At 64.2% G+C, this 26,613-nt stretch carries 25 protein-coding genes and 1 tRNA gene; 14 read left to right on the forward strand and 12 right to left on the reverse strand.

From position 1 onward, the window contains the following. Positions 1–99 precede the first annotated feature (99 nt). Positions 100–888, forward strand: coding sequence for a CmcJ/NvfI family oxidoreductase (locus tag NH448_RS06140; protein ID WP_253028529.1), 789 nt, complete (start codon positions 100–102; stop codon positions 886–888). Positions 889–1,080: 192 nt separating this feature from the next. Next, positions 1,081–1,830 (forward strand): 2OG-Fe(II) oxygenase, encoded by a 750-nt coding sequence (locus NH448_RS06145; RefSeq protein WP_253028530.1) that lies wholly within the window; start codon positions 1,081–1,083, stop codon positions 1,828–1,830. Positions 1,831–1,968: 138 nt separating this feature from the next. Here NH448_RS06145 and NH448_RS06150 read toward each other — a convergent pair whose 3' ends face one another. Then, the gene (locus NH448_RS06150) at positions 1,969–2,883 is read right to left on the reverse strand and encodes a LysR family transcriptional regulator (protein WP_108448336.1); all 915 of its coding nucleotides are present in this window, start codon (positions 2,881–2,883) and stop codon (positions 1,969–1,971) included. Positions 2,884–3,066: 183 nt separating this feature from the next. On the opposite strand from NH448_RS06150, the gene NH448_RS06155 reads away from it, so the two are divergent. Further along, positions 3,067–3,525, forward strand: a complete 459-nt coding sequence (locus NH448_RS06155) for a hypothetical protein (protein ID WP_108448335.1) — start codon at positions 3,067–3,069, stop codon at positions 3,523–3,525. Further along, positions 3,522–3,935, forward strand: a complete 414-nt coding sequence (locus tag NH448_RS06160; RefSeq protein WP_108448334.1) for a DUF6691 family protein — start codon at positions 3,522–3,524, stop codon at positions 3,933–3,935. Before NH448_RS06155 ends, NH448_RS06160 begins: the two co-directional genes overlap by 4 nt. Positions 3,936–4,186: 251 nt before the next feature. On the opposite strand, the gene NH448_RS06165 is transcribed toward NH448_RS06160, so the two are convergent. Then, positions 4,187–4,543, reverse strand: coding sequence for a nucleotide pyrophosphohydrolase (locus NH448_RS06165; RefSeq protein ID WP_108448333.1), 357 nt, complete (start codon positions 4,541–4,543; stop codon positions 4,187–4,189). Between the two features lie 107 nt (positions 4,544–4,650). Continuing rightward, positions 4,651–4,851: a hypothetical protein gene (locus tag NH448_RS06170; RefSeq protein WP_253028531.1), complete on the reverse strand. Its 201-nt coding sequence runs from the start codon at positions 4,849–4,851 to the stop codon at positions 4,651–4,653. A gap of 181 nt (positions 4,852–5,032) precedes the next feature. Between NH448_RS06170 and NH448_RS06175 the strand changes: the two genes are divergently transcribed. Together NH448_RS06175 and NH448_RS06180 are read left to right on the forward strand one after the other, a co-directional pair. After that, entirely contained in the window at positions 5,033–5,320 is a 288-nt protein-coding gene (locus NH448_RS06175) for a hypothetical protein (protein WP_253028532.1), read from the forward strand. After that, positions 5,320–5,604 carry a type II toxin-antitoxin system RelE/ParE family toxin gene (locus NH448_RS06180; protein ID WP_290442690.1) on the forward strand — a complete coding sequence of 95 codons (285 nt, stop codon included), beginning with the start codon at positions 5,320–5,322 and terminating at the stop codon, positions 5,602–5,604. Before NH448_RS06175 ends, NH448_RS06180 begins: the two co-directional genes overlap by 1 nt. Positions 5,605–5,621: 17 nt before the next feature. Here the strand turns inward: NH448_RS06180 and NH448_RS06185 are convergent, their stop codons facing one another. After that, on the reverse strand, positions 5,622–5,951 hold the full coding sequence (locus NH448_RS06185) for a hypothetical protein (protein WP_253028533.1): 330 nt from the start codon (positions 5,949–5,951) through the stop codon (positions 5,622–5,624). Between the two features lie 831 nt (positions 5,952–6,782). On the opposite strand from NH448_RS06185, the gene NH448_RS06190 reads away from it, so the two are divergent. Both NH448_RS06190 and NH448_RS06195 read left to right on the forward strand, forming a co-directional pair. After that, a complete protein-coding gene (locus NH448_RS06190; protein WP_253028534.1) occupies positions 6,783–7,040 on the forward strand; it encodes a type II toxin-antitoxin system Phd/YefM family antitoxin in 258 nt (85 codons plus the stop codon). After that, positions 7,037–7,465: a type II toxin-antitoxin system VapC family toxin gene (locus NH448_RS06195; protein ID WP_253028535.1), complete on the forward strand. Its 429-nt coding sequence runs from the start codon at positions 7,037–7,039 to the stop codon at positions 7,463–7,465. The genes NH448_RS06190 and NH448_RS06195 overlap by 4 nt, the downstream gene beginning before the upstream one ends. Positions 7,466–7,532: 67 nt before the next feature. Here NH448_RS06195 and NH448_RS06200 read toward each other — a convergent pair whose 3' ends face one another. The 3 genes from NH448_RS06200 to NH448_RS06210 form a co-directional block, all read right to left on the reverse strand. Beyond that, positions 7,533–7,778 (reverse strand): hypothetical protein, encoded by a 246-nt coding sequence (locus NH448_RS06200; protein WP_253028562.1) that lies wholly within the window; start codon positions 7,776–7,778, stop codon positions 7,533–7,535. 422 nt (positions 7,779–8,200) lie between these two features. Beyond that, positions 8,201–8,277 (reverse strand) — tRNA-Ile (locus NH448_RS06205). A gap of 412 nt (positions 8,278–8,689) precedes the next feature. Beyond that, complete coding sequence (locus tag NH448_RS06210) at positions 8,690–9,727, reverse strand: hypothetical protein (RefSeq protein WP_253028536.1); 1,038 nt, start codon at positions 9,725–9,727, stop codon at positions 8,690–8,692. Positions 9,728–10,108: 381 nt separating this feature from the next. On the opposite strand from NH448_RS06210, the gene NH448_RS06215 reads away from it, so the two are divergent. The 6 genes from NH448_RS06215 to NH448_RS06240 all read left to right on the forward strand — a co-directional run bounded on the left by NH448_RS06215 (position 10,109) and on the right by NH448_RS06240 (position 18,033). Further along, on the forward strand, positions 10,109–12,268 hold the full coding sequence (locus NH448_RS06215; RefSeq protein ID WP_253028537.1) for a TonB-dependent receptor: 2,160 nt from the start codon (positions 10,109–10,111) through the stop codon (positions 12,266–12,268). Between the two features lie 316 nt (positions 12,269–12,584). Then, entirely contained in the window at positions 12,585–14,039 is a 1,455-nt protein-coding gene (locus tag NH448_RS06220; protein WP_253028538.1) for an MFS transporter, read from the forward strand. A gap of 138 nt (positions 14,040–14,177) precedes the next feature. After that, complete coding sequence (locus NH448_RS06225; RefSeq protein WP_253028539.1) at positions 14,178–15,284, forward strand: iron-siderophore ABC transporter substrate-binding protein; 1,107 nt, start codon at positions 14,178–14,180, stop codon at positions 15,282–15,284. Next, positions 15,284–16,288: an iron ABC transporter permease gene (locus NH448_RS06230; RefSeq protein WP_253028540.1), complete on the forward strand. Its 1,005-nt coding sequence runs from the start codon at positions 15,284–15,286 to the stop codon at positions 16,286–16,288. Before NH448_RS06225 ends, NH448_RS06230 begins: the two co-directional genes overlap by 1 nt. After that, a complete protein-coding gene (locus NH448_RS06235; RefSeq protein WP_253028541.1) occupies positions 16,285–17,343 on the forward strand; it encodes an iron ABC transporter permease in 1,059 nt (352 codons plus the stop codon). The genes NH448_RS06230 and NH448_RS06235 overlap by 4 nt, the downstream gene beginning before the upstream one ends. Positions 17,344–17,409: 66 nt before the next feature. Continuing rightward, a complete protein-coding gene (locus NH448_RS06240; RefSeq protein ID WP_253028542.1) occupies positions 17,410–18,033 on the forward strand; it encodes an RraA family protein in 624 nt (207 codons plus the stop codon). Between the two features lie 78 nt (positions 18,034–18,111). Here NH448_RS06240 and NH448_RS06245 read toward each other — a convergent pair whose 3' ends face one another. The 5 genes from NH448_RS06245 to NH448_RS06265 all read right to left on the reverse strand — a co-directional run bounded on the left by NH448_RS06245 (position 18,112) and on the right by NH448_RS06265 (position 26,351). Continuing rightward, a complete protein-coding gene (locus tag NH448_RS06245) occupies positions 18,112–20,286 on the reverse strand; it encodes an IucA/IucC family protein (protein ID WP_253028543.1) in 2,175 nt (724 codons plus the stop codon). 105 nt (positions 20,287–20,391) lie between these two features. Then, entirely contained in the window at positions 20,392–21,156 is a 765-nt protein-coding gene (locus tag NH448_RS06250; protein WP_124803166.1) for an aldolase/citrate lyase family protein, read from the reverse strand. Beyond that, complete coding sequence (locus NH448_RS06255) at positions 21,150–23,252, reverse strand: IucA/IucC family protein (RefSeq protein ID WP_253028544.1); 2,103 nt, start codon at positions 23,250–23,252, stop codon at positions 21,150–21,152. The genes NH448_RS06250 and NH448_RS06255 overlap by 7 nt, the downstream gene beginning before the upstream one ends. 8 nt (positions 23,253–23,260) lie before the next feature. Beyond that, complete coding sequence (locus tag NH448_RS06260) at positions 23,261–24,532, reverse strand: type III PLP-dependent enzyme (RefSeq protein WP_253028545.1); 1,272 nt, start codon at positions 24,530–24,532, stop codon at positions 23,261–23,263. Beyond that, positions 24,525–26,351: an IucA/IucC family protein gene (locus NH448_RS06265; protein ID WP_253028546.1), complete on the reverse strand. Its 1,827-nt coding sequence runs from the start codon at positions 26,349–26,351 to the stop codon at positions 24,525–24,527. Before NH448_RS06265 ends, NH448_RS06260 begins: the two co-directional genes overlap by 8 nt. Positions 26,352–26,613: the final 262 nt, after the last annotated feature.

Below are 26,613 nucleotides of genomic sequence, written 5' to 3' on the forward strand. Positions count from 1 at the left end.
CGCCAACCAGCCTCTTGGACTCGCCACAGCGCAAGCGGCCGGCCCAAGTGCATGTCAGTGCTCATCATCTGACAACTCATCGTGAAGGAGGTCTCGATCATGTCAGCGCCCATCCTTACCCCCTTGGCGTTCGTCAATTATCAGCTCGATCGCCCGGAAGGTCTGCAGATCAAGGTGGACCCGGACGGCGAGACCGGTCGGCGCATTGAGCCGAAGCATGATCGCCAAAGCGTCAGCTTGCAGGATCTGCGCGCTACTCCGCCAAGCTTCGCGTCCCAGGGCCTGCTGTTTCTCGATACGCCCGAGCTTGCCGTGGATGTACGCGACGCCAAGGCGCGCGACCGCCTGCACACGCCAGCCATCGAGGCGTTGCTCAAGCAGCAGCTCGGTGTCAGTGAAGTGCATGTGTTCGACCACACCCTGCGCGGCTTCGAAGGTGAACGCGTGCCGGCGCAGCATGTGCATGTCGACTACTCGCCACGCTCTGGCCCGCAGCGCGTGCGCGATCTGCTGCCGCCCGAGCAGGCGGAGCATTGGCTGAGCGGCCACTACGGCATCGTCAATGTCTGGCAGCCCGTCGAGCAGGCCGTCGCGCGTGACCCGCTGGCATTCGCCGATACCCAAAGCGTGCACCACGAGGACTGGGTCAACATCGACATCCTCTATCCAGATCGCTGCGGCCAGATCCAGGGCCTCGTCCATAATCCGGATCACCGCTGGTACTTCGTCTCACATATGCGCCCCGACGAAGCCATCGTCTTCAATGCCTTCGACAGCGCCGGCAAGCCACCGGTCGCGCATACCGCGGCCGAGCTGCTCGACACGCCCGAAGATGCGCCCACACGCACCAGCCTGGAGACGCGGGTATTGGTCCGCTATCCCGACTGAGGTGCAGCGGCCGTTGGTAGCGGCTGAGCGCCAAGGGCAACATGGCGGATACCGGGCCCATCCAGGTAGCTGACTATTTCTCCTCGGTACCGACACTCACCGCCAGTTGACGGTCATCCAGGCCTTCCTCCCGGCAGGCATCGCTGTCCCCACGTTTTCGTCTCACATTCTTCGTCATTCAGGAGCTTTGCCATGAGCTTGTCATTCCATGTCGTCAGCCACGAACGCGGCTTCTCCCCCATGCCCCTGCCCATCTGGACGGACAACGGCGACGTGTCTGACCTCTTCGAAGCCGACGCGACGCCAGAGGTTGTCCGTCAGGAGGTCGAGGGTGTCCCCGGCGCCTTCCAGCTGCTCAATGTGCTGACACCTGCCGAGGCCGACAACTTCGTTGCCGTTCTGGAGGACATGGGCTTCGAGGAAGATGCGCCGGTCTCCCTGCCGCGCTCGGTACGCCACAATCACAACGTCAACTGGGTCGTCAGTGAAGCGGTCGATCAGGTCGTCTGGCAGCGCTCGGCGCCACTGGTCACTGAGCAGATCCGGGGCGAGGGAGCCAAAGGCATCAATGCGCGCTTTCGTGTCTATCGCTACGAGGCCGGCGACTTCTTCAAGCCGCACACCGATGGCGCCTGGCCGGGCAGTCGCGTCATCAATGGCGAGGTCGTCCAGGGCGCCTATCCGGGCCTGATGAGCCAGTACACCTTCCTCATCTTCTTAAGCGATGGCTACACTGGCGGGCGCACCGAGTTTCTGGTCAGCCGCCGTGATCCCGACAAGCCGGCTCAGTCGCGGGACGATATCCAGACGGTCTCGGTCTCCACGCCCAAGGGTGGCGTACTGTGCTTCCCGCATGGCTCGCATCCGCAGCACTGCGTGCACGCCAGCGAGCCGATCCGCGACGGCGCCAAGTACATCATCCGCAGCGATATCCTCTACTGATGGCTGTCAGATGAGCACCATCTGATAAACACCGCCTGATGAGTATCGTCCAAGCAGTCGCGACGCGCGCACAGGGCCCGATCTCCCTTTAGATCGGCCCCTTCGTATATCTGGACGGCGGAAAGCGCTCACGGCTGGCTAGTGACAGGACAGCCGCTCGCGACGGGCCAGCAAGAAGTCGATCCAGGCGCGCACGCGCGGGTTATGCTGATTCTCGCGCGCGTAGACGACATGGATACCGGTGTCGAAATCCGATGAGGTGACCTGATAGTCCTCCAGCACCGGCATCAGGCGGCCGCTTGCCAGCTCACCTCGTATGGCCCAGAGCGGCTGTACCACGACGCCGGCGGCGCCCAGCGCCGCCTGGGTGAGAATGTCGGCATTGTTGGTGCGCAACGCACGGGCCCGCACCGAGATACGATGCTCACGATCCCCTTGCACCAATCGCCAGTGATGATTGGCGGTGGTATAGCTGAAGGTCAGCAGACGGTGCTGCTCCAGGTCTTCCGGCCGATGGATCGGGGGCTGGGCCGCGAGGTAAGACGGCGCGGCGGCCAGCACGAAGCGCTGGTCACTGATGTGCCGCGCGATCAGGCTCGAATCTTCCAGGTGACCGATGCGCAGGGCCACGTCGAAGTGGTCCTCGATCAGATCCACACGCTGGTCGCTGCTGACGATATCCAGCGCCACCTCGGGATAGCGCTGCATGAACTCGCTCACCAGCGGCGCCAGATAGAGGCGTGAATAGCGCCACGGCACCGAGATACGCAGCGGCCCCGCGACGCGCTCACTCAGCGTCTCGAGCTCATCCTCCAGTTGTTCCACCTCGGCCAGAATGGCGCGAAAGCGGATCAGGGCACGCTCTCCAGCGGACGACAGCCGCACATGGCGAGTGGTGCGCACCAACAGCGGCTCGCCCAGCTGGCGCTCCAGATGATTGACATGACGTGTCGCCGTGGAACTGGCGATATCCAGCTCCCGCGCCGCCACATTGAAGCTCTGATGCTCCGCCACCTTGAGAAAGGTGCGCAGGCGTTGAGTCAGTTCGTTCATGGTGCTCCTGCGAATCCTCCGCGTCCTTGTCGCATGCCCCACAGGTCAGCCGGCTGGCAAATCACCTGACCAGTAGACTCGGCAGTCGGTGGGCGAAGTCGCCTGGCGATGACGGTTGGCGATGGTCGGGCTCGAGCATATCATCGTCGCAACGCTGGATGGCCGAAAGGGAGGACGAATGACATGGACATCATGAGCAGCATGAAAGGACTCGCGGGCGGCGTCCTGATCGGCCTCTCGGCAGTGATGCTGATGGCCTTTCTGGGACGTATCGCGGGTATCAGTGGCATCACGCGGGGAGCGCTTCTGGAATCAGGCCCGGACCACCGCTGGCGCATTGCCTTCGTGCTCGGGTTGATCAGCGGCCCGCTGCTCCTCGTGCTGTTCAATCTTGACTGGGGCAATGTGGCCGAGCGCTCAGATGCGCTGATCGGCGATCCCACCAGCGGGGGCCTGAGCATGATGTTCGCAGGCCTGCTGGTAGGCGTGGGAACCGGCATCGGGGGCGGCTGTACCAGTGGCCACGGCGTCTGCGGTATCGCTCGTCTTTCACCCCGCTCGCTGGTGGCCACTGTGGTGTTCGTGACCGTCGCCATGCTGACGGTCTTCGTGAGCCAACACCTGCTGGGAGAGTCACCATGAAAGCGATCATCGGCTTCATCACCGGCCTGGTCTTCAGCCTCGGGCTGACACTCAGCGGCATGACCGATCCCGCGCGTGTCGTCGGCTTTCTCGACGTGGCCGGTGACTGGGACCCCACACTGATCTTCGTGCTTGGCGGTGCCGTCATCACCACCTTCATCGGTTATCGCCTCGTCTGGCGGCGCGGCACTCCCCTGCTGGGCGAGCGCTTCCAACTGCCCACGCGTCGCGATATCGATGGCCGCCTGCTGCTCGGCGCGGCCCTGTTCGGTGTTGGCTGGGGCCTGAGCGGTTACTGCCCCGGGCCTGCCATCGTCTCCAGCAGCGCCATGAGTCTGCCATTGGCGGGTTTTCTGCTGACGATGCTACTGGGCTGGTGGCTGGCCACACGCCTGACTCGCGGTCACTAAACCGAGTGCCACGCTTCGCCCAGCAAACGCCGGCCATCCGGCCGGCGTCACAACGGAGTCACACGGGATCTTGTGCGGTAGCTGGTTTATTTATCACTCTGAAAACGCCATTCAAGGCCGCTTTTAGCAGATAATTTAAACCTAAGCCGAGTCTCAGCCCCTGCTCGAGGCCAAAATCAGCCGGAGGAAGCTTAAGGGACAAAGTCAGGTAGAGAAGGCCGCTGCAGGGAAAAAGACGGGAAAACATCACGTCAATCCTGATAATGCGTGTACTTTTTCGCACTTCCCTTCACTTTCTCGGCCGGATATTTCTCCGCATTCTTCTCCATCTTCGTCCGGCACGCCGCTTCGATATCCACGTCCAGCTTGCCTGCCAGCCGGATCAGGTAGAGCTGAACATCGGCGATTTCATCGCGCACGGCGGCCAGTTGCTGCTCATCCAGCTCCCTGGACTGCGCCTCGGTCAGCCACTGAAAGCACTCCTGCAGCTCAGCTGCCTCCACCGTCAGCGCCATGGCCAGGTTCTTGGGTGAGTGGAACTGGTCCCAGTCGCGTTCGGTGGCGAACTGGTCCATGGCGTCGCGGAGCTGCTTGAACGGGTCTGACATATGGGGGTCACCTGGTTCAGCGGTATCGGATAGCGCTGAGCATGCCTGCTCTGTCACTCGCTATCCAGCCAGCATCGACAAAGGCGACCACTCAGCCGTCCACTCGCTCACAGCGTAGAGAGGAATTTTCCGATGACCGCCAGGTCCCCGACCTTCTCGCCCTGATACAGCTTGATCGTGACACTGCCGCCGTGGTCCGCGCCCTCAATGGCGCTATGCTGCATCACAACGGCCTTGCCTTGTCGTGTGCCACCAGGATTGGCGCGGAACAGCCGCCAGGCGCCGTTGGGGATGCGCTGTAACTGCACAAACGATGGTCTATCTACCATTGAGTAAGAACAGCGTGATCCCCAGAGCCTGACGTGCGTCTCGAATAGACGATGTGATTCAGTACCAGTGGTGTATCTGTTCAGAGCGGATGCGAGTGGATGAATGCCATACTCCCCGTGCTATCCTGTGGTAACTGTGTAACACATAAGGATGGGTGTCATGAGCGATGCTACCTTCACCTTTCGGGTCGATGAGGCCCTGAAAGCAGAATTTGCCAGTGCTGCCAAGGCTCACGATCGTACCGGGGCACAGCTTCTACGAGACTTCATGCGCAACTATGTAGCCCAGCAGCAGGAAGCGCAGAACTATGATGCCTGGCTGGTTGCCAAGGTGGAGCAATCACGGGCCTCGGCAGAAGCTGGCAATCTAATACCTGCCGCCGATGTGGAAGCCAGGTTTGCTGCCCGCCGTGCGTCTACCCGTGCACGTCTGGCGAAGCCTAAATGATGGAGCTGGTCTGGACGCCAGAGGCGATGCAGGATCGTGACGACATTTACGATTACATAGAGCCAGAGAATCCGCTGGCAGCCTTGACGTTGGATGAACTGTTTTCAGGGAAGGCCGCACAGCTGGTAGGCCACCCTGACAGCGGACGGCCTGGCCGTGCTCCTGGATCCCGGGAGCTGGTTGTTCACCCCAGCTATATGTTGGTCTATGACGTTGTGGGGATGCAGGTACGGATACTGAGTGTAGTGCACACAGCTCGCCAGTGGCCGCCTTCACTGGGATAAAAAGGTTCTTCGTCACTTCATGTGGATTTGACCTGCTCCAGCATGCGCCACACAGGGCTGCCGATCAGGTAGATCATGGCGATGAAATTTGCCTCGTTCCGGTCGGGGTCTCCGGCCGCATTCTGCACGGCATATCCGAAGAGATCATTGTCGAGAAGTTTGCTGAGCTCATCTGCGATATAGGTCCGAAGGTCGCTGTCGGCGGCTCTCACCTCATCAAGTAACTCAGGGCGGCCATCCACGAGATTAAGGAGGTCCTCGATGTCGTGGCTCGATAAAGGATCGTCCTCACCCCGCCCCTTGTAGGCTTCAAGCTTGGTGGCAACGAAAAGCGGTGGTGCGACCACGCGGATGGAAAGATCCCCACCTATCGAGACGGGCTGGCCGTTTCCCGTGCCTGGGGATACCAGTGATTGCTGAAGCCGAGCACGTCGTCATGGTCCGGCATCAGATCGACGCGCAACACCTGCGCATTCCGCACCATCCTTAGGATCGCCCGACCGATCATTCTGGCGTAGCTCATTCTAGGTGTCAGGCTCAGAGTATGAACGCTGGCCGAAAGTCCCCGGTGCCCGATACTAGTAAAGCGAATATCGCGATGGTTGCTGGTCAGATCCCGTGTCAGGGCCGTAGGGCCTACCAATTCGGCTACTGTACCGGCTGGCGGGCGCATCTTATGACGCCGACTCGCTTCAGAGTTCGGTCAAATGCTGGGACTTATATAGATGGAGACAACGCTGGGCAGCAAGCGCTCGCATGGGGCTCGAAGCCCTTTCCCTAAAGGAAGCGGCGCTGAAACGATGTCCGTGGACAGCCAAGCATCGGGAATTCCCGTGGTGCGAGAGCAATGTCAATTCCAGACAGCACAACCAACAAGCAAGTGGGAGAGCGGTGGTGGGCCCAGCAGGACTTGAACCTACGACCAAGGGATTGTGAATTTGCCGCCCACGCGCTATGCATTGAAAAATCAAGCGTAGCCGAACGAAATCCAAAAAACCACAAAACACTCGCGTTTCAATAGTTTAGCGCAGATTGGCGAAACAGGGGATATCTGATGAATGTACCCCTACTGTACCGCCCAGTTGCTACTGTCACGATAGCCTGACAGCCGCCCATGGACAGCTCTTCACCCGTGTAGTGACATACCTACATTAGTGGCTCGTATAGGAGGTGCCATCATGACCATCACAACGCTATCCAGTCGAGAACTTAACCAGGACGTTACCCGCGCAAAGAAGGCGGCCAAGAGTGGCCCCGTGTTCATCACAGATCGCGGCAAGCCTGCTCATGTGCTGTTGAGCATCGAGGAATACCAGCGGCTTATAAGGCAACGTCGCAACATTGCTGATTCTCTGGCTATGCCAAACGTTTCGGCGGATATCGAGTTTGAACCGCCGCGTGTGACCATTGGCACACAGCCCGCTGATTTCTCATGATGTATGTTCTCGACACTAACGTCGTGTCCGAACTACGAAAAGTTCGGGCTGGCAAAGCTGACCCGAACGTTGCGACATGGACTGAAAGCGTCGATGCCGCCGAGCTTTTTGTGTCCGACATCACCATCATGGAACTTGAGCTTGGGGTGTTGTCGATTGAGCGCAAGGACGCCACCCAGGGGACCGTGCTGCGCTCGTGGCTGGAGCAACAGGTACTGCCGGAGTTCTCGGGGCGAACATTGCCAGTCGATGCAGCCGTAGCGCAACGCTGCGCCCGGCTGCACGTCCCCGACAAGCGCAGCGAACGTGACGCGCTCATCGCGGCAACGGCCCTTGTTCATGGCATGACGGTAGTCACTCGCAATGTGGCCGACTTCGAGCCTACAGGAGTAACCATCCTCAATCCGTGGGAGGCGATGCAATGAAAGATCGAATACAGACAAGAAGATGCTATTCAAGGTGAGCTACTCGAAGGGGTGTTCGAGGTGATAACTAATATTCGGTCCGCACAAGAGCCGGAATCGCCGGGAAAGTGAGACCCTTGACAGCCGGAAACAGTCGAGCCTCCAGCGCCGCTTCGTCGGTGCCATCGGGTAGTGGCCAGCTGAGGCCGACCTCCTGGGCCAGGCTGACGTACTTGCTGACCACGCCCTTGGAGAGGCCACAGGCCCGAGCAATCTTCTCGTGGCTGAGACCGGCGTCGTACTTGAGGCGCAACACCTCGGTGATGGTTCGCATGGGAATCCTCGGTGCTGGCATCGTCCCCTCCTAGGCCAAAGCAAAAGAAGGGGTCTGCCGTAAAAGTCCGAATCATTCCAGCGAGTTAGGTGAGATTCCGGGAACGTGACCGATGATTCCGATATCGTGACCGCGGATTCTGGGAAAGCGGCCGAAATCGGTCACGATGAAACGGAATGGCCGGTCACGTTGGCCTGGAATAGTCGGTCACGATAGATCAAAACGGGCGGTCACGATGGTGCGGACTACGCAACATGACCTCAACGTGGGGCCATTTGCGCTTGCACGCGGCTTGAAGCCGGCTAAACCAAGAAAGGGGGCGCTACAACCATCTTCGTGTGGCAGCTCAGTACCTGGAGTTCCCGTGGTACGGAAGCAATAAAAAGACAGAGACGGCACAACCAGCAGGTAGGAAGGGACGATGGTGGGCCCAGTAGGACTTGAACCTACGACCAAGGGATTATGAGTCCCCTGCTCTAACCAACTGAGCTATAGGCCCTTATCAGCGCGGGCGTATGATAGCGAAAGCTGCGGCCGTAGGCTAGCGGGTTTCGGGTGGACGCTTGCCACTGGTCAGTATGGCGGCTTTCGAGGCGCTTCGGCTGTGCCATTCCTGGCGCTTTCTCGCCTTCCAGCCTTTCTCGCATCATCGCTCTGGCGCCTCGAAGTCCGGTTTTGGCGGCTGGGTGTACCGCTGGCGTACCCGCGGCACCCACACATCGCCCTCCTCCTCACGCGCCCTTTTCACTCCACACGCTCCCTCTTTCCGCGCCCCTTCTCCCGCGCTATCGCTCCTTGTCGCTCTCTATCCCTCTTTACTCCACGCCAGGGCTATCCAGTCTCCGACTCCGCGTTCTGCCCTGCCTTGGGTCGATGTGGCGTTGTGCCATACCTGAACCGCTTGGTGCCTACTACACCAACCCAAGGATGGTGTAGGGGGCTTCGCAGCAGCGGCGTTCGTCGCGTTCGCTGACGCTGTGCAGGTCGTAGTTGCGGTCGTTGTCGTAGGCGACGAACAGGCGTTCGCGGTCGAGCACGGCGAGGCCTTCGGCCTTGTGTTCGAACTCGAGCACCTTGTCGTTCTCGTCGCGTACCAGGGTGGGTGCCCTGCCCTGGCGGAAGTCGTGCAGTGACATCACCCACAGATAGCCGCCGATGACCTCGTCGTCGCCCTCTTCGGTCTCGAAGCTGGTGAGCAGGTAGAGCTGGCCGTGGTAGGGATCGTACTCAAGGCTCGACAGGCCACAGATGTGCTCCACGCCGTCGTACTCGCCGGGGTCGAAGCTGAAGACGTCGTGCAGGGCGTCGACGAACTCCAGGTTGTCGTCGTCGTTGATGATGTAGTGGGCACCAATGACCCTGCGCACGTAGTCGAAGTCATCGTGGGCCTTGCCCTGCTCGCGGATGCCAAACAGCAAAAGGCCATCGCCACGCTCGCCGGGGATCGCGGCCAGACCCTCGATCTTGTAGTAGGGCTCGCCTACGGCTGCGTCCATCTTGCGCCGGAACTCGAGCGACCCTTCCACACCGTCACGGGGGTCGGGGTCCACCACCTGGACCCGGTCAGGCTCGTGAAGTGGCCAGATCAACAGGTGGTTGTAGGCGTTGAGTTCGTGGGTCTCGTCATCGATGCGATCGAAACCGGTGGTGGCGATCATGTGGCGCCCATCGGTGGTCAGGGCGAAGTCTTCATACTTCACCGCTTCCTTGATGGTCTGCTGGGTCAGGTAGTCGATGCGGCTGTCGTCGGGACCATCGGCGGTCAACGGCAGGCTGAAGGCGGCAGAACGCTCGTGGCCGGGGATCGGCTTGTCGCTGGCCATCAACAGTCGCTCGCCGTCGTAGGCCACCGCGGAAATCTCGGCGTTGACCAGCTCGCCCTGGTCGTCACGCAGGCCGGGAGGAAAGCAGTGGATCGTGCCCTGCTTGAGGATCTTTACTCGTGCCATCAGGCCTCCTGATCGTCGCGTGGTAGATGCATCCAGCCTACGCCTTGTGCCTCTGGTCGGCGAGGGGGTGAGCTTGACTTGCACAAATCTTAAATTTTAATACGAACGCTTCGCATTATTTTCACAATTCGCTATATTGCTTGCCGCTGCCGAAGCTGCACATCTGCCCCACGGCCAACACGCAGCTCCCTCGGCAGGTGGCGCGAGACGGGCCGCCAGAAGCCCGGTCCGCACTGTCCCATCGGCTCGTCTCGACAAGCCGGTCAACATCAGCCAAGCGATCATTCCATGCCTTCCCAGATTTCGACTCAGCTCCACACACGCCCGCGTCCCCTTACTACTGCGCCAGTCACCGGCGTTACGTCATATGGCGGCTCTCCCTTGTCAGCGTCACTTTCCCTCGGTGCAGGCCTTTTGCTGCTGGCCGCTGCTCCGTCGCTTAGCTGGGCGCAGGCGGTTGGCGCCGATCAGCCAGGCACCGACGCCAGGGCGGCCACCGACGAGGCAGCTGTCCAATCCCAGGAGACCATGGTGGTGGTCGGCTCGCGCACGCCGAAGTCGATCAGCGAGATTCCCGGAGCGGTGTGGGTGGTGGACCAGCAGCAGCTGGAGACTCAGATCGCGACGGGAGCCGACCTCAAGACCGCGCTGGGCCGGTTGGTACCGGGGCTGGATCTGCCCCCCCAGGGACGCACCAACTATGGCCAGAACATGCGTGGCCGCAGCGTGCAGGTGCTGATCGACGGCGTCTCGTTGAACAGCTCCCGGGGCCTGTCGCGCCAGTTCGACGCCATCGACCCGTTCAACATAGAGCGCGTCGAGGTGCTGTCCGGCGCCAGCAGTCTTTATGGCGGTGGCGCCACCGGTGGCATCATCAATATCGTGACGAAGAAAGGTGACGGCCCCGGTCGCCACTTTTCCACCGCGACGAGCGTCACCAGCGGCTTCAATGACAGTGACGACGCCGACTTCCGCCTGGCCCAGTCGATCAGTGGCGGCAGCGAGCGTGTCCAGGGACGTCTGGCGGTGGCCTATCAGGACAATGGACGCTTCTATGACGGGCGTGGCGACGAGATCTTCCCGGACATCGCCCAGACCGACCTGCAGGACAATCGCTCCATCGACATCATGGGCAGCGTCGATCTGGCGCTGAGCGCCGAGCAGACGCTGACGCTTGGCGCTCAGCTATACCGCTCGGCCTATGAGGGTGACCGTGGGCTCTACTTCCCCAACCTGGCGCTAGGCAATCTGGAAGGCGCCGAGATCCGCGACGGCTATTCGTCGGATCGCGATCCCGAGACGGATCGTCGCATGGTCAACCTGCAATACCACCACGCCGACCTGCTGGGTCAGGACTTCTACCTGCAGGCGTTCTATCGGGAAGAAGAGGCCAGCTTCAATGCCTTCCCCTACGCCACCACTCAGGGCGTCGAATTCCGCGCCTCCAAGCAGGACACCGATCTGGGCGGTATCAAGGCGCTGTTCGATGCCGAGCTGGGCGAGCGCGTCTCGCTGACCTATGGCCTCGACATGGACCGTGAGTCCTTCGACGCCGACCAGATGTACTTCGACATCGCCACCTCGAATGCCAGTGGCGGTCTCGTCCAGGAAGAGCGCGAGATCGGCCCGCGCTATCCAAGCTACGAGGTCGACGGCTACGCCGGCTTCGCCCAGGGCGACTGGCGGGTCACCGACGGTCTGACCCTGTCCGCCGGGGTGCGCCAGCAGCATATGGACGTCGAGGTCGATGACTTCAACGGCGTACCGGGGGGCGAGAATGACTATGACGCCACCCTGGTCAACGCAAGCGCCCTCTACGATTACGGCAACGGCCACCAGAACTGGATCCAGTTCAGCCAGGGCTTTGAGCTGCCGGACCCGGCCAAGTACTACGGCAAGAGCGCCGATGTCAGCGTCGACGACAACCCGCTGGACGCCATCAAGACAGACCAGGTGGAACTCGGCTGGCGCTTCAATGACGCCGACTGGAGCACCCAGGCGGCGATCTACTACGCCTGGTCCGACAAGGCGGTCGAAAATGCCGAAGACCTGTCGGTCAGCGTGGTCGAGGAAAACAAGCGTGACTACGGCCTGGAGGCGGCGGTGACCCGCTTCCTGGACGGCGGCTTCGAGGTCGGCGGCACCCTGCACCTGGTGCGCTCGGAGCAGGAAGACGAGAACGGCAGCTGGGAAAAGCGTGACGCCCGCTATGCGTCGCTGTCCTCCGCCACCGCCTTCGTCGGTTGGCAGGACATGGCGGCAGGACGCAGCGCCCGCCTGCAGGCCAACCATGCCCATAACCTGGAAGATGACGATGACCGCCAGATCGACGGCTACACCACGGTGGACCTGGCACTGGCCCAGGATATCGATATCGGCCGTCTGACGCTGGGTATCGACAACCTGCTCGACGAGGAATATTCCACCGTCTGGGGACAGCGAGCGGCAATGTTTTACTCGCCCTACTACGGTCCGGAGTACCTGTACGACTATCAGGGTCGGGGACGGACCTTTACCCTTGGCTGGACCATGGACTTCTAAATTTCGTCCTGGGAATTCCCATCCCCACCAGGCGCCGGGCCATTTCAGGTCCGGCGCTTATGGTTTCAGGCTGATGGCGTCGCTCACCTGGCGCGACGACTTCGGGTAGTATTCCTCCCCCTCTCATTTGATAATGAATTGCATTTGCTTTTGCATCATGGCATGCTCTTGGCCCTCCGCATTTCCGCTTTCCAGGACTGTGAGACGGTTCATGTTCCAGGCCCGGCCCACCAATACGCTTACCAAGGTCCCTGCGTCGCGGGGTGCTGAGCTGTCTTGTGATGATTTATCGAAGGCCCGCGCCGGAGGTGCCTGGGTGCTGGTCAGCGTGTTGTTGGGCACCTTTACCGTCAGCCTCAACAACAGTGCGCTGAACCTGGCGGTGGCGGAGCTGATGGCGACCTTCGATGCCAGCGCCAGCCAGGTGAACTGGGTCATCACCCTGTTCATGATCAGCATGGCCATGACCATGCCGCTGACCGGCTATCTGGCCGACCGCTTCGGCCGGCGGGTGATCTATCTGCTGGGGCTGGTCGGTTTTATCGCCGGTTCTGGCCTCGGCGCCATGGCCGACAGTCTAGACAGCATCATCATCGCCCGGGGCGTCCAGGGCATGGCAGCGGGGCTGATGATGCCGCTGTCGCTGGCACTGATCTTCGCCGCCTATCCGCCCGAGCAGCGGGGCCGCGTCAGCGGCATCTGGGGGTTTGCGGTGATGATCGCGCCGGCCATCGGCCCAAGCGTTGGCGGCCTGCTGCTGGAGGTCAGCCACTGGCGGGCGCTGTTCGTCATGAATCTGCCCTTTGCGCTGCTGGGGCTGGTGGTCGGCTGGCGCTGCCTCCATCGGGAGGCGCCCAACCGTGCCAGGCGCTTCGACCTGCCGGGCTTTGTGCTGATTACCCTCGGTATGGGCGCGGTGCTGTTTTCGCTAAGCCGAATCGACAGCCTGGCCGAACTGCTCACGCCCTCGGCGCTTGTCCCCCTGGGGCTCGGACTGGCCGCCCTGGCGGGGTTCGTGGTGGTCGAACGGGGTATGGAGTTCAAGGCAGGGCGTATGCAGGAGCGGAATGCCGACCCCACAGCAGCCCAGGGAGCCCCGGCGCCTCTGCTGTCGCTGTCCCTATTTGGACACCGCGCCTTTCGCCTGAGCGTCATCCTGGCCTGCCTGCAGTCCATCATCCTGTTCGGCTGCGTACTGCTGGTGCCGCTGTGGATGCACCAGGTGCTCGGGGCGAGTCCGCTGACCACCGGGCTTGTGTTTCTGGCCACGGCCTTGATGGCGTCGCTGTCTTCGCCCATCGCCGGGCGGATGATCGACCGCTACCCGCCCCAGTGGTGTCTTCTCGCCGGCCTGGTGCTGACCGCTGTCAGTCTTGCGGGGCTCGCGCTGATGTCGTCGGCGGCGCCAGCCTGGGTAGTGGGGCTGTGGATGGGGACGCGTGGCATTGGCCTTGCTTGCGGCTATCTGCCCTCCACCACGGTGGGCATGCGCGCCCTGCCCGACCGGGACATGGCCCAGGCCTCGGCCATGAACAATATGGCGAGGCGGTTGATCGCCTCGCTGGGTCTGGTGGCGCTATCGCTTTACTACGACACCCGCGTAAGTGGCGTCACCGCCGCTGGCGTGAGTGCCGCCGAGGCCAGCGCCCAGGCCCTGCACGAGACCTTTATCGCCCTGGCCGCCATTGCCCTGCTGTGCCTGCCGCTGGCCTGGGCGCTGGGGCGAGAAATCGGCCACTCGTCGGGGCGCCAGACACGCCAATACAGGTGAAGGATCATCCCCATGACGTTCACGCCATCGCTGCGACCGCCGTCGCAACCCTCACCAGGCTCGCGCTCGCCATTTTCATCACACATGCCACCCGAGCCGCCGCACCGCTCCCGGCCCCAGCCTCGGCAGGCACCCTCAGTGCTGCGCAGCCTGCTGCTGGTGCTCGGGCTGTTCGCCGGCGTGCTGGCCTTTGTGGCACTCGCCCTGCTCGCCGGGATGCTGTTGTTTGCAGGCACTGCCGAGGCCGACATCAGGGCTGGTGCAAGGGCTGATATAAGGTCTGAAGTAAGCGCGGACTCGGCGGCCGCTGCCCCGGCAGTCTCCTCGGCTTCGGCGCCGCGTCTGGTCACGCTGTATCAGGGGGCCACGGACAGCGCGGTAGCGCTGGGGGTAACGCCCATCGGGGTAGTCGATGCCTGGATGGAGAAGCCCACCTATCGCTACCTGCGCGAGGCGATCGATGGCGTCGAGCACGTGGGCCTGGAGACCCAGCCCAACCTGGAAAAAGTGGCCTGGCTCGATCCCGAAGTGATCGTCGCCACCCGCTTTCGACACGAACGGGTGCGCCCGCTGCTCGAGCAGATCGCGCCGACGGTGTTCTCGTCCACGGTGTCTGACTTCAAGGCCTCGCTCACGCTGGTGGCGGCGGCGACCGGGCGCGAGGCCAGGGCCGAACAACTGCTGGCCTGCTGGGACGACCGGGTAGCGGATCTGCGCGCGAAAATCGCCACGACACTGGGTGACGCCTGGCCGCAGAAGGCCGCGGTGGTGCGCTTCAAGAGCGACCACGTGCGTCTGTATTCCTCCGGCTTCGCCGGCAGCATCCTGGAGGAGCTGGGCTTCCGCCAGCCTGACGCCGCCAACGACAGCGGCTGGGGCATGAAGTTGACCAGCGAAGAGAACATCCCCGCGCTGGACGCCGACGTCATCTTCGTGCTGCTGGAAGACGACCCAGCGATCGAAAACACCTACCGCCACTGGACCGCCCACCCGCTATGGCAGCGGCTTACCGCGACACAAGCCGGCCGGGTGTACGAAGTAGACACAGTCAACTGGATCATGGGCGGCGGGATCCTCGCTGCAAACGCGATGCTCGATGACCTCTATCGCCACTACGGCCTGGCGCCGCAGGCGCTCTCCCCTTCCTGCGCGCTGGGTGACGCGCTGGGTGAGGAGCCTTCAGCTGTGAAAGAGCCTTCAGCTATTAAAGAGCCGTCGGCCACAACAGACGAGGGTGCGGCCTGATGCTGGAACGCACCTCCACCCGGGCCGCCGGACTGATCCTCGGTACCCTGCTGCTGCTGGCGGCGTTCGGCGCCAGTGTGGTCCTCGGCACCACCGAGATCGCACCGCTGACCGCCCTTGAGGCCATCACCGACTACGACGGTGGCAGGGTCAGCCATATCATCATCCTCAGCGAACGCCTGCCCCGGGCGGTGATCGCCACCCTGACCGGTGCAAGCCTGGCGGTGGCCGGTGCGCTGATGCAGACCATGACGCGCAACCCGCTGGCCTCGCCAAGCATCCTCGGCATCAACGCCGGCGCCATGTTCTTTGTGGTGGTAGCGGTATCGCTGCTGCCGCTGCACACCCCCGGTCAGTACGTGTGGGCGGCCTTGCTCGGCGCGCTGGTCGCCGCACTCGCCGTGGTGGCGCTCAGCCATGGCCGGCGCGGCGAGCTGTCACCGCTTCGGGTCGTGCTCGCCGGGGTGGCGGTGACGGCGATGTTCGTGTCCTTCAGTCAGGGCCTGTTGATCATCGACCAGCAGAGCTTCGAGAGCGTGCTGTACTGGCTGGCGGGCTCGGTCTCCGGGCGCGAGCTTGAACTGGTGGTGCCACTGCTGCCGCTGTTTGCCCTGGCCCTTGCGATCACCGCGGCCCTCGCCCGTCAGGCCAACGCCCTGCTGCTGGGCGATGACATGGTCACCGGCCTGGGCATGCGCGCCGGCACCCTGAAGCTTGCCTTGGGCCTGTGCGTAATCCTGCTGGCCGGCAGCTCGGTGGCGCTTGCCGGGATGATCGGCTTCGTCGGCTTGATCGTGCCACACATGGCCCGCGGCCTGGTCGGCATCGACCATCGCTGGCTGCTGCCGGCGTGTGCGCTGCTCGGGGCCACGCTGCTGCTGGTCGCCGATATCGCCTCGCGCTTTCTGATGGCGCCCCAGGAGATCCCGGTCGGCGTCATGACCGCGCTGATCGGCACGCCCTTCTTTATCTATCTGGCCCGCAAGAAGCAGGTATCCGCATGAGCAGCTTGTCTGGCGCCAACGCCGAATCCGCCACACAGGGCCATACACAAGGCCATACACCAGATCGGGCCAACCGGCGCTATCGCCGCCTGGTAGCGCTGCTGGCGCTTGCGCTGGTGGCAAGCGCAGGCCTGTCGCTGTCGCTGGGCAGCTTTCCCACTCCACCCATCGAGGTGCTGAAAGCCCTGGCCGCACCCCAGACCAGCGACATCGGCTTCATCGTCTGGGAGCTGAGGCTGCCGCGCATTCTGCTGGCGGTGCTGGTGGGGGCGGCGCTGGCGGTGGCCGGCGCGGTGCTGCAGGGCATCGTCAGAAACCCGCTGGCCTCGCCGGATGTGATCGGTATCACCAGCGGCGCGGCGCTGGCGGCGGTGGTATTTCTGGCCGGTTTTGCCAGTCAGCTGAGCATCCATCTGCTGCCGCTGGCGGCGCTGGGCGGCGCCCTGGTGGCCACCGTGCTGGTGGTGGCGCTGGCCTGGCGAAAGGGGCTCAATCCCAGCCGGGTGGTGCTGGTGGGTATCGGGCTGTCCGCCGCCATGGGGGCGGCGACGACCCTGCTGATCGTGATCAGCGACGACGCCTCGGCGCTGCACGCCTACGTCTGGCTCACCGGCAGCCTGTATGCGGCCCAGTGGCGCCATGTGCTGTCGCTGCTACCCTGGCTGCTGGTGGCGATTCCGCTGTGCCTGAGCCTGGCTCGGCATATGGACGCCCTGGCTCTGGGCGACGCCGTGGCCGTCGGGCTCGGTGTCGATGTGCTGAGAAGCCGGCTGATCCTGCTGGCCCTCAGCATGGCGCTGGCCGGCGCGGCGGTGGCGTTTGCCGGGGGCCTCAGCTTCGTCGGACTGGTGGCGCCCCATCTGGCGGCCCGCCTGGTCGGGCGCAGTCTTGCACGGCTGGTGCCGGTGGCGGCGCTGTGTGGCGCGCTGATCGTGCTCTACGCCGACTTGATCGGCCGAGTGGCCTTTCTGCCCAAGGACCTGCCCGCCGGGGTCTTCGTCTCCGCGGTGGGTGCACCCTTCTTCGTCTATCTGCTTTATCGCACCCGGCAGTAATGGTGCTAGGTGCCTCGCCGTGATCCGGTCAGCACCCCCTCAGCAACACATCCGACAGGAGGTCCGATGTTCCATATTGCCCCGCGCAGGGACAGCTTCAGCCAAGCACAGATCGATCGCTTCGCCGGGCTTGCCACCTCGACCCTGGGCCACTTCAGTGACTTTGGCGCCATTGCCTCACTGGAGCCGCTGCACCGCCCGGTACGCCTGGTCGGCACCGCCCTGACGGTCAGAATTCCTCATGTCGACGGCGCCATCATCCGCGAGGCGCTGACGCTCGCACGCCCCGGTGACGTGCTGGTGATCGACGTGTCCGGTGATCATCGTCGCGCCTGCTGGGGCGAGTTTCGCGCCTACGCGGCGCTGACCAGGGGACTCGCCGGTGTCGTCACCAATGGCGCTGTCACCGACCGGGAGACGCTGTCTCGGCTGACCCTGCCGATGTTTGCTGCGGGTACCAGTCCGCTGACCACTCGCTCGCTGTCGCTGGAGGGTGAGATCAACACCCCGGTGGCTATCGACGGAGTCACCGTCACGCCCGGCGATCTGGTGCTGGGCGACGACGACGGTCTGTTCGTGGTGCCCCCGCACCGGGCCGACGAGCTGGCCGAAAAAGCCCTGGCCAAGCAGCAGGACGAAACTCGTCGGCGCGAGGCGATGCTCGCTGAGCATCCCGAATGGCTGCGCTGAATATCCCGTCTCTTGCGCACGAAAAAACGGCGGCATCGGTGTTCACCGATGCCGCCGTGCATTTTCCTGACGGTGAGATCAGGCTTGCTGCAGCGTCCCCAGACGGTCGGCTTCGCCAGCGCTACCGACACCCTGTTCAACACCGGCAGTTGCCTCGGCGTTCTGATGCGTCAGCGCCCCCTGGCAGGTCCTCAGCGGATTGACGGTCTCGCTGACGCCAAAAGGCATGCTGCCGGGGCCTCCGGCACGCTCGATGATCGGGGCGATCAGGCGCTTGTAGGGCCAGCGCTCGCGCTCGAACAGCGCGGACTTCAAGACATTGCGCTCGGCGGCATCGAAGGGCACGGCGTCGAGCTGGGCCTCGAGCTGAACCGTCAGATCTCGCCATAGCGCGCGCTGGCAAAGGCCATAGTGCCCCGCCAGGGTGTCGATGATCGCACGCAGATTGACCTGGATCGCCAGGGTCTGCAGCCAGAACAACAGCGCCTCCTGACTGTCGTGGTAGAGGGTGTTGGCGTGACCCGGCTTGATCCGGTAGCAGGGATCCTGCATGCCGTGGCGCTCGAGCTGGCCGACGTTGATACGCAGCGAGTCATGATCACGCAGCAACAGTCCCTCGACCCTACCCTGGCGCACCACCAGCACGGCGTTCTGGCCGTGCACCTCCGCCAGCATGCCGAGCCTCAGCATGCGCAGGTTGATCTCGAAAAAGCGCGCACACAGCTCGCCAAACAGCGCCTGTGCGCTCGCGGCTCCCTGTTCCATGCCACGCTGCACCATCCAGTCATCGAAGACGTGATGGGCGCTGACGCGTGCTGGACCTGACGCCCCGACCATCGGTAGCGGCGTACCCAGGGTCGCCATGGGTACCAGTTGGGTGCCGGCCTGCTCGAGCAGCGCCTGAGGATAGCTGCGCACCATGGCGCTCAGGTGGCGCGGGGCCTCATCGAACAGGCTGGCGTCCTCGGGCAGGTAGGCCCACCACTTGCCTTCGTCACACAGGTGCAAGGCGCTTTCCAGCAGTGGATCGCGCTGCCGGGCTTCTTCCAGCAGCCGTGCGCTCAGATCGCCATTGATCATCTTCACCGCCGGCAGGTAGCGCGAGGCCCCCAGCGAGTGGATGGCCATGGGCAGCTTGAGGCTATACGCTGCGCCGTCTGACGAGGGCGCAGCCGGCAGCAGCGAGCGCAGCGACGAGGTCGGCCACCAGCGCCCGGCGCTAGCCTCCAGGGTGATGCAGTGACCAGCGGCAAAGTCCTCAGCGAGCCACTTCGGCAGGGCATGATCGTGCTGCCAGGGGTGCACCGGCAGCGCCAGGTGGCTATCGGCGATGCCCTTGGCGCGCATCTCATCGGAGAGTGCCTGACGCTCCTCGGCCGCGAGCAGCCAGTCTGCGGGTTGTTCCAAAGGGGCGCTCTCTCTATCGGCGCCCGAAGTCGCTCTAAAGGCGCCCGAAGTCGCTCTAAAGGCGCCCGACTCCGCGCCGGCTGTCGCTCTATCGGCGCCCGAAGCCGCGCCGGCTACGAGCGCCCCCACCCCTGCGCCATGGGTCAGCCGGTCACGCGCGACCGCCACCCAGTAAAGCTCGACGGAGTTGGCAAACTCGGCCATATAGGCGCGGTACTCGGCAGCGCTAAGCCCCTGCTTGGCCTTGGCGGTGGGATGGTAGGGCCGGTCGAGCAGCGACGCCCACTGTTCCAGAATGGTGAAGTGCTCAAGGGTGCCCAGGGAGGCAAGATGGCGGGTATCCACGCCGTGCGCCATGGAGGCCGTGGCTTGCCACAGGCTGTCCTCAAGGGCGTCGAGAAAGACGCGCTGGCCCGGTGTCAGGGTCTGGTCATCGCCGCCGAACACCCGGCGCATCAATGCCACGGGGTCCAGGGGCGACGGAGTCCCCCCATCGAGCGCCAGCACTGGCGTGCCGGGCACCTTCTGCCAGTCCTGGGCAATGCCGGGCTCCAGCAGCATCACCAGGCTGGTCTTTTGGCTAGCGCCCTGGGCCCGCTCTTGGCGCCACAATCGCGCCCCGGGGTGGGCCACCAGAGAGTCATCACCAAACAGCTCAGCGGCAAACGAGCGGGCATCGCTGTCATCACCGGCCAGCGAGTCGATCTCGAGGATCCCCTCGACCAGCAGGCCATCGACCAGCGACTGAAGGATCTGCTCGCTGGCCAGGCGCCTCGCCTGGGGTGAAGCCTGAGGTGAAGGAACGGCTGAAGAAACAGGCGAAGAAACGGAATCAAACGAGGCCATATTGGGCTCTCCTTGCAACTGCAACGATCGGGGGCACCGACGAAGGCGCGGCAGCAGGGTTCGGGGTTCGGGCAACAGGGGCACCGGAAGCAAGCGACAGGCACTTCATGCGCGTGCCTCCTTCAAGGCGCTCGTCAGGGCGCGAAAGGCGATGCCCCGCTCGTCGCCGAGCAGGAAGGTACGCACACCGCGCTCGCGCCACTCGGCCTTGGCGCCCACATGGCGCAGGAAGGCGGCGTAGGGAAGGCCGTGGTCCGCCGCCCGCTGCTGCACCCGGCAAAGCGCTTTTAGCACCTCGGGGTGGGCGGTCTGCCAGCTCACGCCCAGGGACTGGGACAGATCAGCGGCACCTTCCAGCACCAGGTCGAGACCATCGACCGCGCACAGCTCGTCGATGCGCTCGACGCCGGCCCGGCTCTCGATCATGGCAACGACCAGAATCTCGTCGTTGGCCTTTTGAACGTATTCGGCCAGGGAGTGCTTGCCGAAGGCGCCGGGGCGCCCGGCGTTGAGGCTGCGCGTGCCCTGGGGGGCGTACTTGCAGGCACGTATCGCAGCGGCCAGCCGCTCGGGGTCTTCAACGCTCGGCAACACGATGCCCTGAGCGCCGCCGTCGAGCAGGCGCAGCAGGGTCTTGGGGTTGTCGTCGGCGACCCGCACCAGCGGCGTCAGCTCATAGCTCTCGGCGGTGCGGATCATGTGCTCGACGGTTTCCGGGTTGATCAGCACGTGCTCGGTGTCGATCACCACGAAGTCGAAGCCGGCCTCGGCGATCAGCTCGATCGACGCCGCCGTGGGCAACGAGGCCAGCACGCCGTAGACCTCGCGCTGCTCGCTCAGCGCACGTTTCAGGCGATTGGTTCTCAGCATGGGGTGCGCTCCTGTGTCGCTGCAGCCTTCCCCGTGGTCACAGACGCAGGGCGCGACGCCGGCGCATGCACAGCCAGGGGATTGGGCACCCGCTTGATCTGAGGCACCTCGTCGCCGAACAGCCGCCGGCGGGTCAGTGCTTCCACTTCCCACTCGGGGACGAAGACGTCGAACTGGCGATAGCGCTCGGCGTGCTCTGGATGGGCGTCCTGGTAGGCGGTGATGACGTCGGCGACCATGGCCCAGAAGGAGCCCTCGGTGAGTCCGAAGTGACGCTCGAGGAAGATCGCCATCTCGGCCAGGGCAATAAAGAAGAAGGCGTCGCAGGAGTAGTCGCGCACCGCCGCCAGGTCGTCGGTGACGATAAAGGAGTTGCGGTTGCGCGCGGCGTGGGCCGCCGGCAACGGCTCCAGGCTGGGGGCCAGCTCGGGACGGGCCAGCGCCGACGGGCAGTAGCGCACCCCGTCGTGGAAGTCCTTGAGCGCGACTCGCACTGGCCAGCCATTACGATGGATCACCACGATATTCTGGCCGTGGGACTCAAGCCCCACCCCTTCGGCGAACAGCAGGTGGATGATCGGCAGTGTCGCCACGCTCACCAGTTGGCGGGTCCAGGCGTCGCGCCCGTGACGGGCGATCCAGTCGGCAATAAAGGGCTCTGTGGGCGCCCCGTCTGGGTCGCGCAGACACTGGCTCAAGCCGTTGAAGGGAACCGCCTGCTCGCCAGGGGCGAGAAAGCCGTCGATATGCTCACGCCACAGGGCACCGGCCTGGCCGTACACCTCGTCATGGCGCAGGCCGCCAAAGGCGCGTTCGTCCAGGGCAACCCCGGCCAACTCGCCGAGGATCACAACGTTGGCCGCCCCGGCGCCGGCGTCGTTCTCCAGAAGCTGCTTGAGCCAGGCGGTGATGATGGGGCCGTTGGTGATGGTATGGCGCGCCAGGATGCGGGTACTGGAGGTGTTGGTGATCCCCAGCGCCAGCTTGAGATAGGGCGTCGGGGACGCGTGCCGATCGTGATCCAGCGGCGCCAGGGTACGAATCGACTGCTGCGGCCGATAGCGGGTCTCGCCCTCGCCGAGCAGGGCGATCTCGCCACTGGCAAGCTCCGGGTAGAGCGCGCTGACCAGCACATTTTCCCACTGCCAGGGGTGCACCGGCAGCAGCACCGCCTGCTCGCGCGAAAGGCCTCGCTCGCCTAGCCACTCGGCCAGACGCTGCCTGGCCGGCGATCCCTCTTCACCCAGCTCGGCATCGGCCATGGCCGCGAATGTCGCCAGGGCGCCGAGACCAGGAACAGCCCCCTGATGTGCCAGCCGCGCCGGCAGCGCCAGCCATAGCACCCGCAGCGGCTGGCCGAACTCGGGACCGAAGCGACGGTTGTCGCCAAGCGTGAAGCCGAGACGAGACTTGTAGCAGGGATGGTAGCTGTGGGCGTCGGTGAAGTACTGCTCCAGGGCGTCGGCGTCGAGCGTGTGGGGCGCGCTCTGGCCGTCGACGGGCGCTGCCGTCGAAGACTGCAGGTCCTTGATCAGGGTCTGCTTGAGCTCGTTGATGAACCCCGGCTGCAGCCGCCCTTGAAGGTCTCCCTCGGCCCTGGCGCTCAGTGTGGACGCCAGGTCGTCCAGAAACTCCGAGAGCGACGGCGCCTCCCTGTGGCGGTTGGCCTGGGCCGAGGCCAGAGCCGGCGCCTTTGTCGACGCCCGAGCCGACGCCTGTGTCGGCGCCAGGACCAGACTCTGATGATCGAGGCGAATCAGCGAGAAGCTGTGGCACAGCCAGCCTCGCACGCGATAGTCGCGCTCTCCCAGGGAGACGACGAAGGTGGTTTCACGCCCCTGCCCTTCACCCTCAATCGGGGCCAGGTGCTCGCAGCGATACTCGAGCACGTCTTCGTACAGCAGGGTCTGCAGCAATTGGGCGATGACCCGCCGCTCGATGCGCGACCGATGACGCCAGTCGTCGGAACTGGCAAAGGGAACGGCAGCGGGAACAGCACTGGGAGCAACACAGGGGGCAACTCGAGGTGCGGCGACGTCTGCGACGGCGTCAGCGGACCCCGTCGCGGGCTCGGCAACGTAAGAAGGTGATGACATGAATAACCTCAGCGTGCGGTGTCAGGTGACGCCCTGTCGGCGCCAATAAAGATCTGCGGCGGCCTTGGGTGGCACAGAAAGTCGGCGTGGGAGATGTTGTAGCCGTAGGCCCCGGCCAGCGGCAGCACCAGAAGATCCCCCGGGGCGACGTCGCCAAGCAGTCGATCGCGCCCCAGCACGTCCTTGGGCGTACATAGCTGCCCCACCACCGTCCAGGGTCGCTTCTCGCCGGACGACGCTTCGCCGCGCTCCCCGCTCGGCAGGTGGATGACAGGGTGGTCGTGGCCCTGGGCCACAGGCAGCCGGAACTGGTGGGTACCGCCACGACAGACGACGAAGCCCTGGCCATGGCTGTGCTTGGTGTCCAGCACCTCGATGGCGTAGTAGCCACAGAAGGCACTGAGGAAGCGGCCGATCTCGAAGCGCACCCGCGGGGCCTGATCCATCGCCTTGAGTCGCGTGTCCAGATGGGCACACAGCACCTGCCAGTCGAATTGCCGCTCGGGTTCGAACGGCGCCATGTAGTCGACGCCGATGCCACCCCCGACATTGAGCTGAGTGACCCTGGCGGGCGAGGCGGCAAGCGCTCGCCACTCGGGCCAGCGTGCCAGGTAGCCGTCAAGCAACGCCTGGTGGCGCGCCACGCTCGTCTGGTGGGACATGGCGTGGATGTGAAAGCCGACCAGGGTGAGATGGGCAGCGGCGTCCACCGCCGCCACCGCCTCGCCAAGCCTGGCTTCGTCGATGCCGAAGGGGGTGGCGGTACCGGCCATGCGCAGACGACTCGACAGCGCCTCGGGCAGGGTCGGATTGATGCGGATCAGCACCGCCTGGTGACGCCCCCTGGCCGCGGCGAGTCGCTCAAGCCGCGCGATCTCGCCAAGGCTCTCCACGTGAAAGGCCTCGATGCCCTCGTCCATGGCCAACGCCATCTCCGTGTCGAGCTTGCCCGGTCCCGACAGCACCCAGGGCAGCGTGCTCGTCGCCTCGCGCATGCGACCGATCTCGCCACCGGAGGACAGCTCGAAGCCGTCCACGATGGTCGCCAAGGTCCCGAGGACCGGCGCCTCGCTATTGGCCTTGATGGCGTAGAAAAGCTCTACACCGTCGGGCAGCGCGGACTTGATCGAACGCGCCCGGGCGGCCAGCGCCTCCAGGTCATAGAAGAAGGCGGCGATGGGATCTTGCGCTTCGGCCTGGTGGCAACGGATCGCCTCCCGCACCGCTGGCGGCAGCCGCTGGGCCTCTTTACGCCCCGAGGCAACAACACTGTCAGCCATGGGCCACCTCCCGGCGCTCACCTGCGAGCTGATGCCAGGGGTTGGGCAGCCACACATAGTCAGCGTGACGATCGGCCCGGGCCATCAGCCTGAGCTTGAGGTTGGTCTTGCACGGCAAGTCGCCCCCTGCGAGCAGCACATCGAGTTCGGGCGTGGCGACTCCGAGCCGTTGCCTGGCCCGCGAAAGCTCCTCCCCGGTGGCCATCCACAGACGCTCGGCCAGGGCCGGGCGGCGCCAGCTCAACGCCAGGATCGCCTCGGCCAGGTGGTTGACCAGCAGGCAGTAGGCGATGCGCTTCCAGCCCTTGTCGCGGCTGTAGGTCATCGACGCGCGCACGCGCTCATCCAGCGTCTCGCCGGCGAGCCAGTCAAGGCCATGATCCTCGGTCAACTTGACGCCTTCGAAGTCGCGCAGCAGTACGCGACGGGGCCAGCCCTGGTCATGGATCAGCACACAGTTCTGCAGATGCGGCTCGACCACGATGCCATGACGGAAATACAGCGCCAGCACCGGCTCGACCAGGGCGCCAAGATAGGCCTTGTACCAGTCGACAATCCTGTGTTCGGGCACATCGTCGGCGGGAGCGCCGCTCACAGCAGCGGACCCAGGCGAACTCGCGCGCGCCACCAGCGATGGCACCATTGGCTCAAGTTCGGTGTCACGGGCGAATACCGTCGCCGCCAGCAGGCAGCGCTCGGCGCCGAAGCGCCGACAGAAGTTCTCGCGCAGGATGACCCCGGTCTGCTCGCGGAACCAGCGGCGCTGGTCGTCGTCAGCGTCCTGCGGGGCCCAGTGCAGGGTGGCGGGCTCCCGAGCCAGCTCGAGGGTCTCGAGCGCCGGGTCTTCACTGTCGATCAAGCGACTCATGATGCGATCGATGACCAGGGTGCTCTCGAGCTCGTACCAGGCGTTCTTGCGCACGCAGTTGGTGATGCGCACGTTGAGCGAGCCCTTGATGAACCAGGGATGCTCAGGCGCATGCCAGGTACGCATCGAGGCGGTGGGCAGCGCCAGCGGGCCGCTTCTGCCCAGGTCGCGGATGCTGCCGTCGTTGATCCGCGCGGCGACATCCGGCACCTGGCGAAACAGCTCGGCCTGGACCGGGTGCATGGCCAGCACCACCCGCCCGGCCTCGGGCTCCGCGCTCTGGTCGGCGGCCTGGCTGAGCACCTCACCGGGCTCCAGGCCATTGCAGGCGATCCGTAGCCCTTGCGCCGGAAACGAAAACTGGTGCAAGCGGGTACCCTGACCAAACTCGGGGGAGCAGTCCCTGCCCTGGCCCTTCACGCCTTGCGGCCACTGCCTGGCCTTGGGCGTGGGATGATTTGGATGGCCGAACCACAGCCCCTGTTCGCTGGCGGCGTAGTCCTTGAGCGGGTCATGCGGGCGTTGCCGAGCGTCCTCGATGATGGAGGCCATCACTGCCTGACTCTGCAGCACCTGATCGCCGAACTCGGGATTGGGGCTGGCCTCGCGCCAGGGGCCATCTTCCAGCAGGGCCGATACCAGCTCGCCGGTATCGGCCTCCCGCCAGGCCTCATCGAGGCCGCGTCGCAGATACAGCGGCGACACAACCTGATGGCAGCCCATCGACGAGTGGCGATCGACCAGCACGAACAGGGTCAACGAAGACGACCAGTCGACCTGCAGCGGCAGGCCCTGGAGGCTCGTTGGCAGGCCAAGCCGGTTGGCGGGCCAGTGGTGGCTCAACAGGTCGTGGGGGATCGCCACTTCCTTGATGATGCCGTTGAGCAGGGCATGCTGTGAGGCATGCCGAGCGATCTCGCCAGGGGTGCGAGTACATGGGGGGAATTGCATGTGCAACCTCCGCAAGGATTCCTTCCTTGTTTTGCTTCCCCGGACGTCGAATCATCGACGCCTTTCGTCAGGGGAAACCGCGCTTTCCTGGCTAGTCACTTGGCGAAGGGTTGTTGTTATGGCGTACGTTGTTATGAAGTCGTTGATCTGGAAACTGATTCTGCAGATGGCCTGAAAACAGCCTCAGGCGTTGCCTGATGTCATCGAAGCGGCACCACGGCCCGTCCGCGTGGACCGCCGCCGTCCTGGCGGCGGTCCGGAT

This window comes from Halomonas sp. OfavH-34-E (assembly GCF_024124525.1).
Taxonomy (GTDB): Bacteria; Pseudomonadota; Gammaproteobacteria; order Pseudomonadales; family Halomonadaceae; genus Halomonas; species Halomonas litopenaei.

Coding starts and splice junctions, on each gene's coding strand:
- NH448_RS06190 (WP_253028534.1), top strand. CDS start 6,783: ATGACCATCACAACGCTATCCAGTCGAGAACTTAACCAGGACGTTACC.
- NH448_RS06195 (WP_253028535.1), top strand. CDS start 7,037: ATGATGTATGTTCTCGACACTAACGTCGTGTCCGAACTACGAAAAGTT.
- NH448_RS06245 (WP_253028543.1), bottom strand. CDS start 20,286: ATGGCCTCGTTTGATTCCGTTTCTTCGCCTGTTTCTTCAGCCGTTCCT.
- NH448_RS06175 (WP_253028532.1), top strand. CDS start 5,033: ATGAGCGATGCTACCTTCACCTTTCGGGTCGATGAGGCCCTGAAAGCA.
- NH448_RS06210 (WP_253028536.1), bottom strand. CDS start 9,727: ATGGCACGAGTAAAGATCCTCAAGCAGGGCACGATCCACTGCTTTCCT.
- NH448_RS06240 (WP_253028542.1), top strand. CDS start 17,410: ATGTTCCATATTGCCCCGCGCAGGGACAGCTTCAGCCAAGCACAGATC.
- NH448_RS06265 (WP_253028546.1), bottom strand. CDS start 26,351: ATGCAATTCCCCCCATGTACTCGCACCCCTGGCGAGATCGCTCGGCAT.
- NH448_RS06165 (WP_108448333.1), bottom strand. CDS start 4,543: ATGTCAGACCCGTTCAAGCAGCTCCGCGACGCCATGGACCAGTTCGCC.
- NH448_RS06160 (WP_108448334.1), top strand. CDS start 3,522: ATGAAAGCGATCATCGGCTTCATCACCGGCCTGGTCTTCAGCCTCGGG.
- NH448_RS06230 (WP_253028540.1), top strand. CDS start 15,284: ATGCTGGAACGCACCTCCACCCGGGCCGCCGGACTGATCCTCGGTACC.
- NH448_RS06200 (WP_253028562.1), bottom strand. CDS start 7,778: ATGCGAACCATCACCGAGGTGTTGCGCCTCAAGTACGACGCCGGTCTC.
- NH448_RS06180 (WP_290442690.1), top strand. CDS start 5,320: ATGGAGCTGGTCTGGACGCCAGAGGCGATGCAGGATCGTGACGACATT.
- NH448_RS06250 (WP_124803166.1), bottom strand. CDS start 21,156: ATGCTGAGAACCAATCGCCTGAAACGTGCGCTGAGCGAGCAGCGCGAG.
- NH448_RS06140 (WP_253028529.1), top strand. CDS start 100: ATGTCAGCGCCCATCCTTACCCCCTTGGCGTTCGTCAATTATCAGCTC.
- NH448_RS06145 (WP_253028530.1), top strand. CDS start 1,081: ATGAGCTTGTCATTCCATGTCGTCAGCCACGAACGCGGCTTCTCCCCC.
- NH448_RS06150 (WP_108448336.1), bottom strand. CDS start 2,883: ATGAACGAACTGACTCAACGCCTGCGCACCTTTCTCAAGGTGGCGGAG.
- NH448_RS06260 (WP_253028545.1), bottom strand. CDS start 24,532: ATGGCTGACAGTGTTGTTGCCTCGGGGCGTAAAGAGGCCCAGCGGCTG.
- NH448_RS06155 (WP_108448335.1), top strand. CDS start 3,067: ATGGACATCATGAGCAGCATGAAAGGACTCGCGGGCGGCGTCCTGATC.
- NH448_RS06235 (WP_253028541.1), top strand. CDS start 16,285: ATGAGCAGCTTGTCTGGCGCCAACGCCGAATCCGCCACACAGGGCCAT.
- NH448_RS06255 (WP_253028544.1), bottom strand. CDS start 23,252: ATGTCATCACCTTCTTACGTTGCCGAGCCCGCGACGGGGTCCGCTGAC.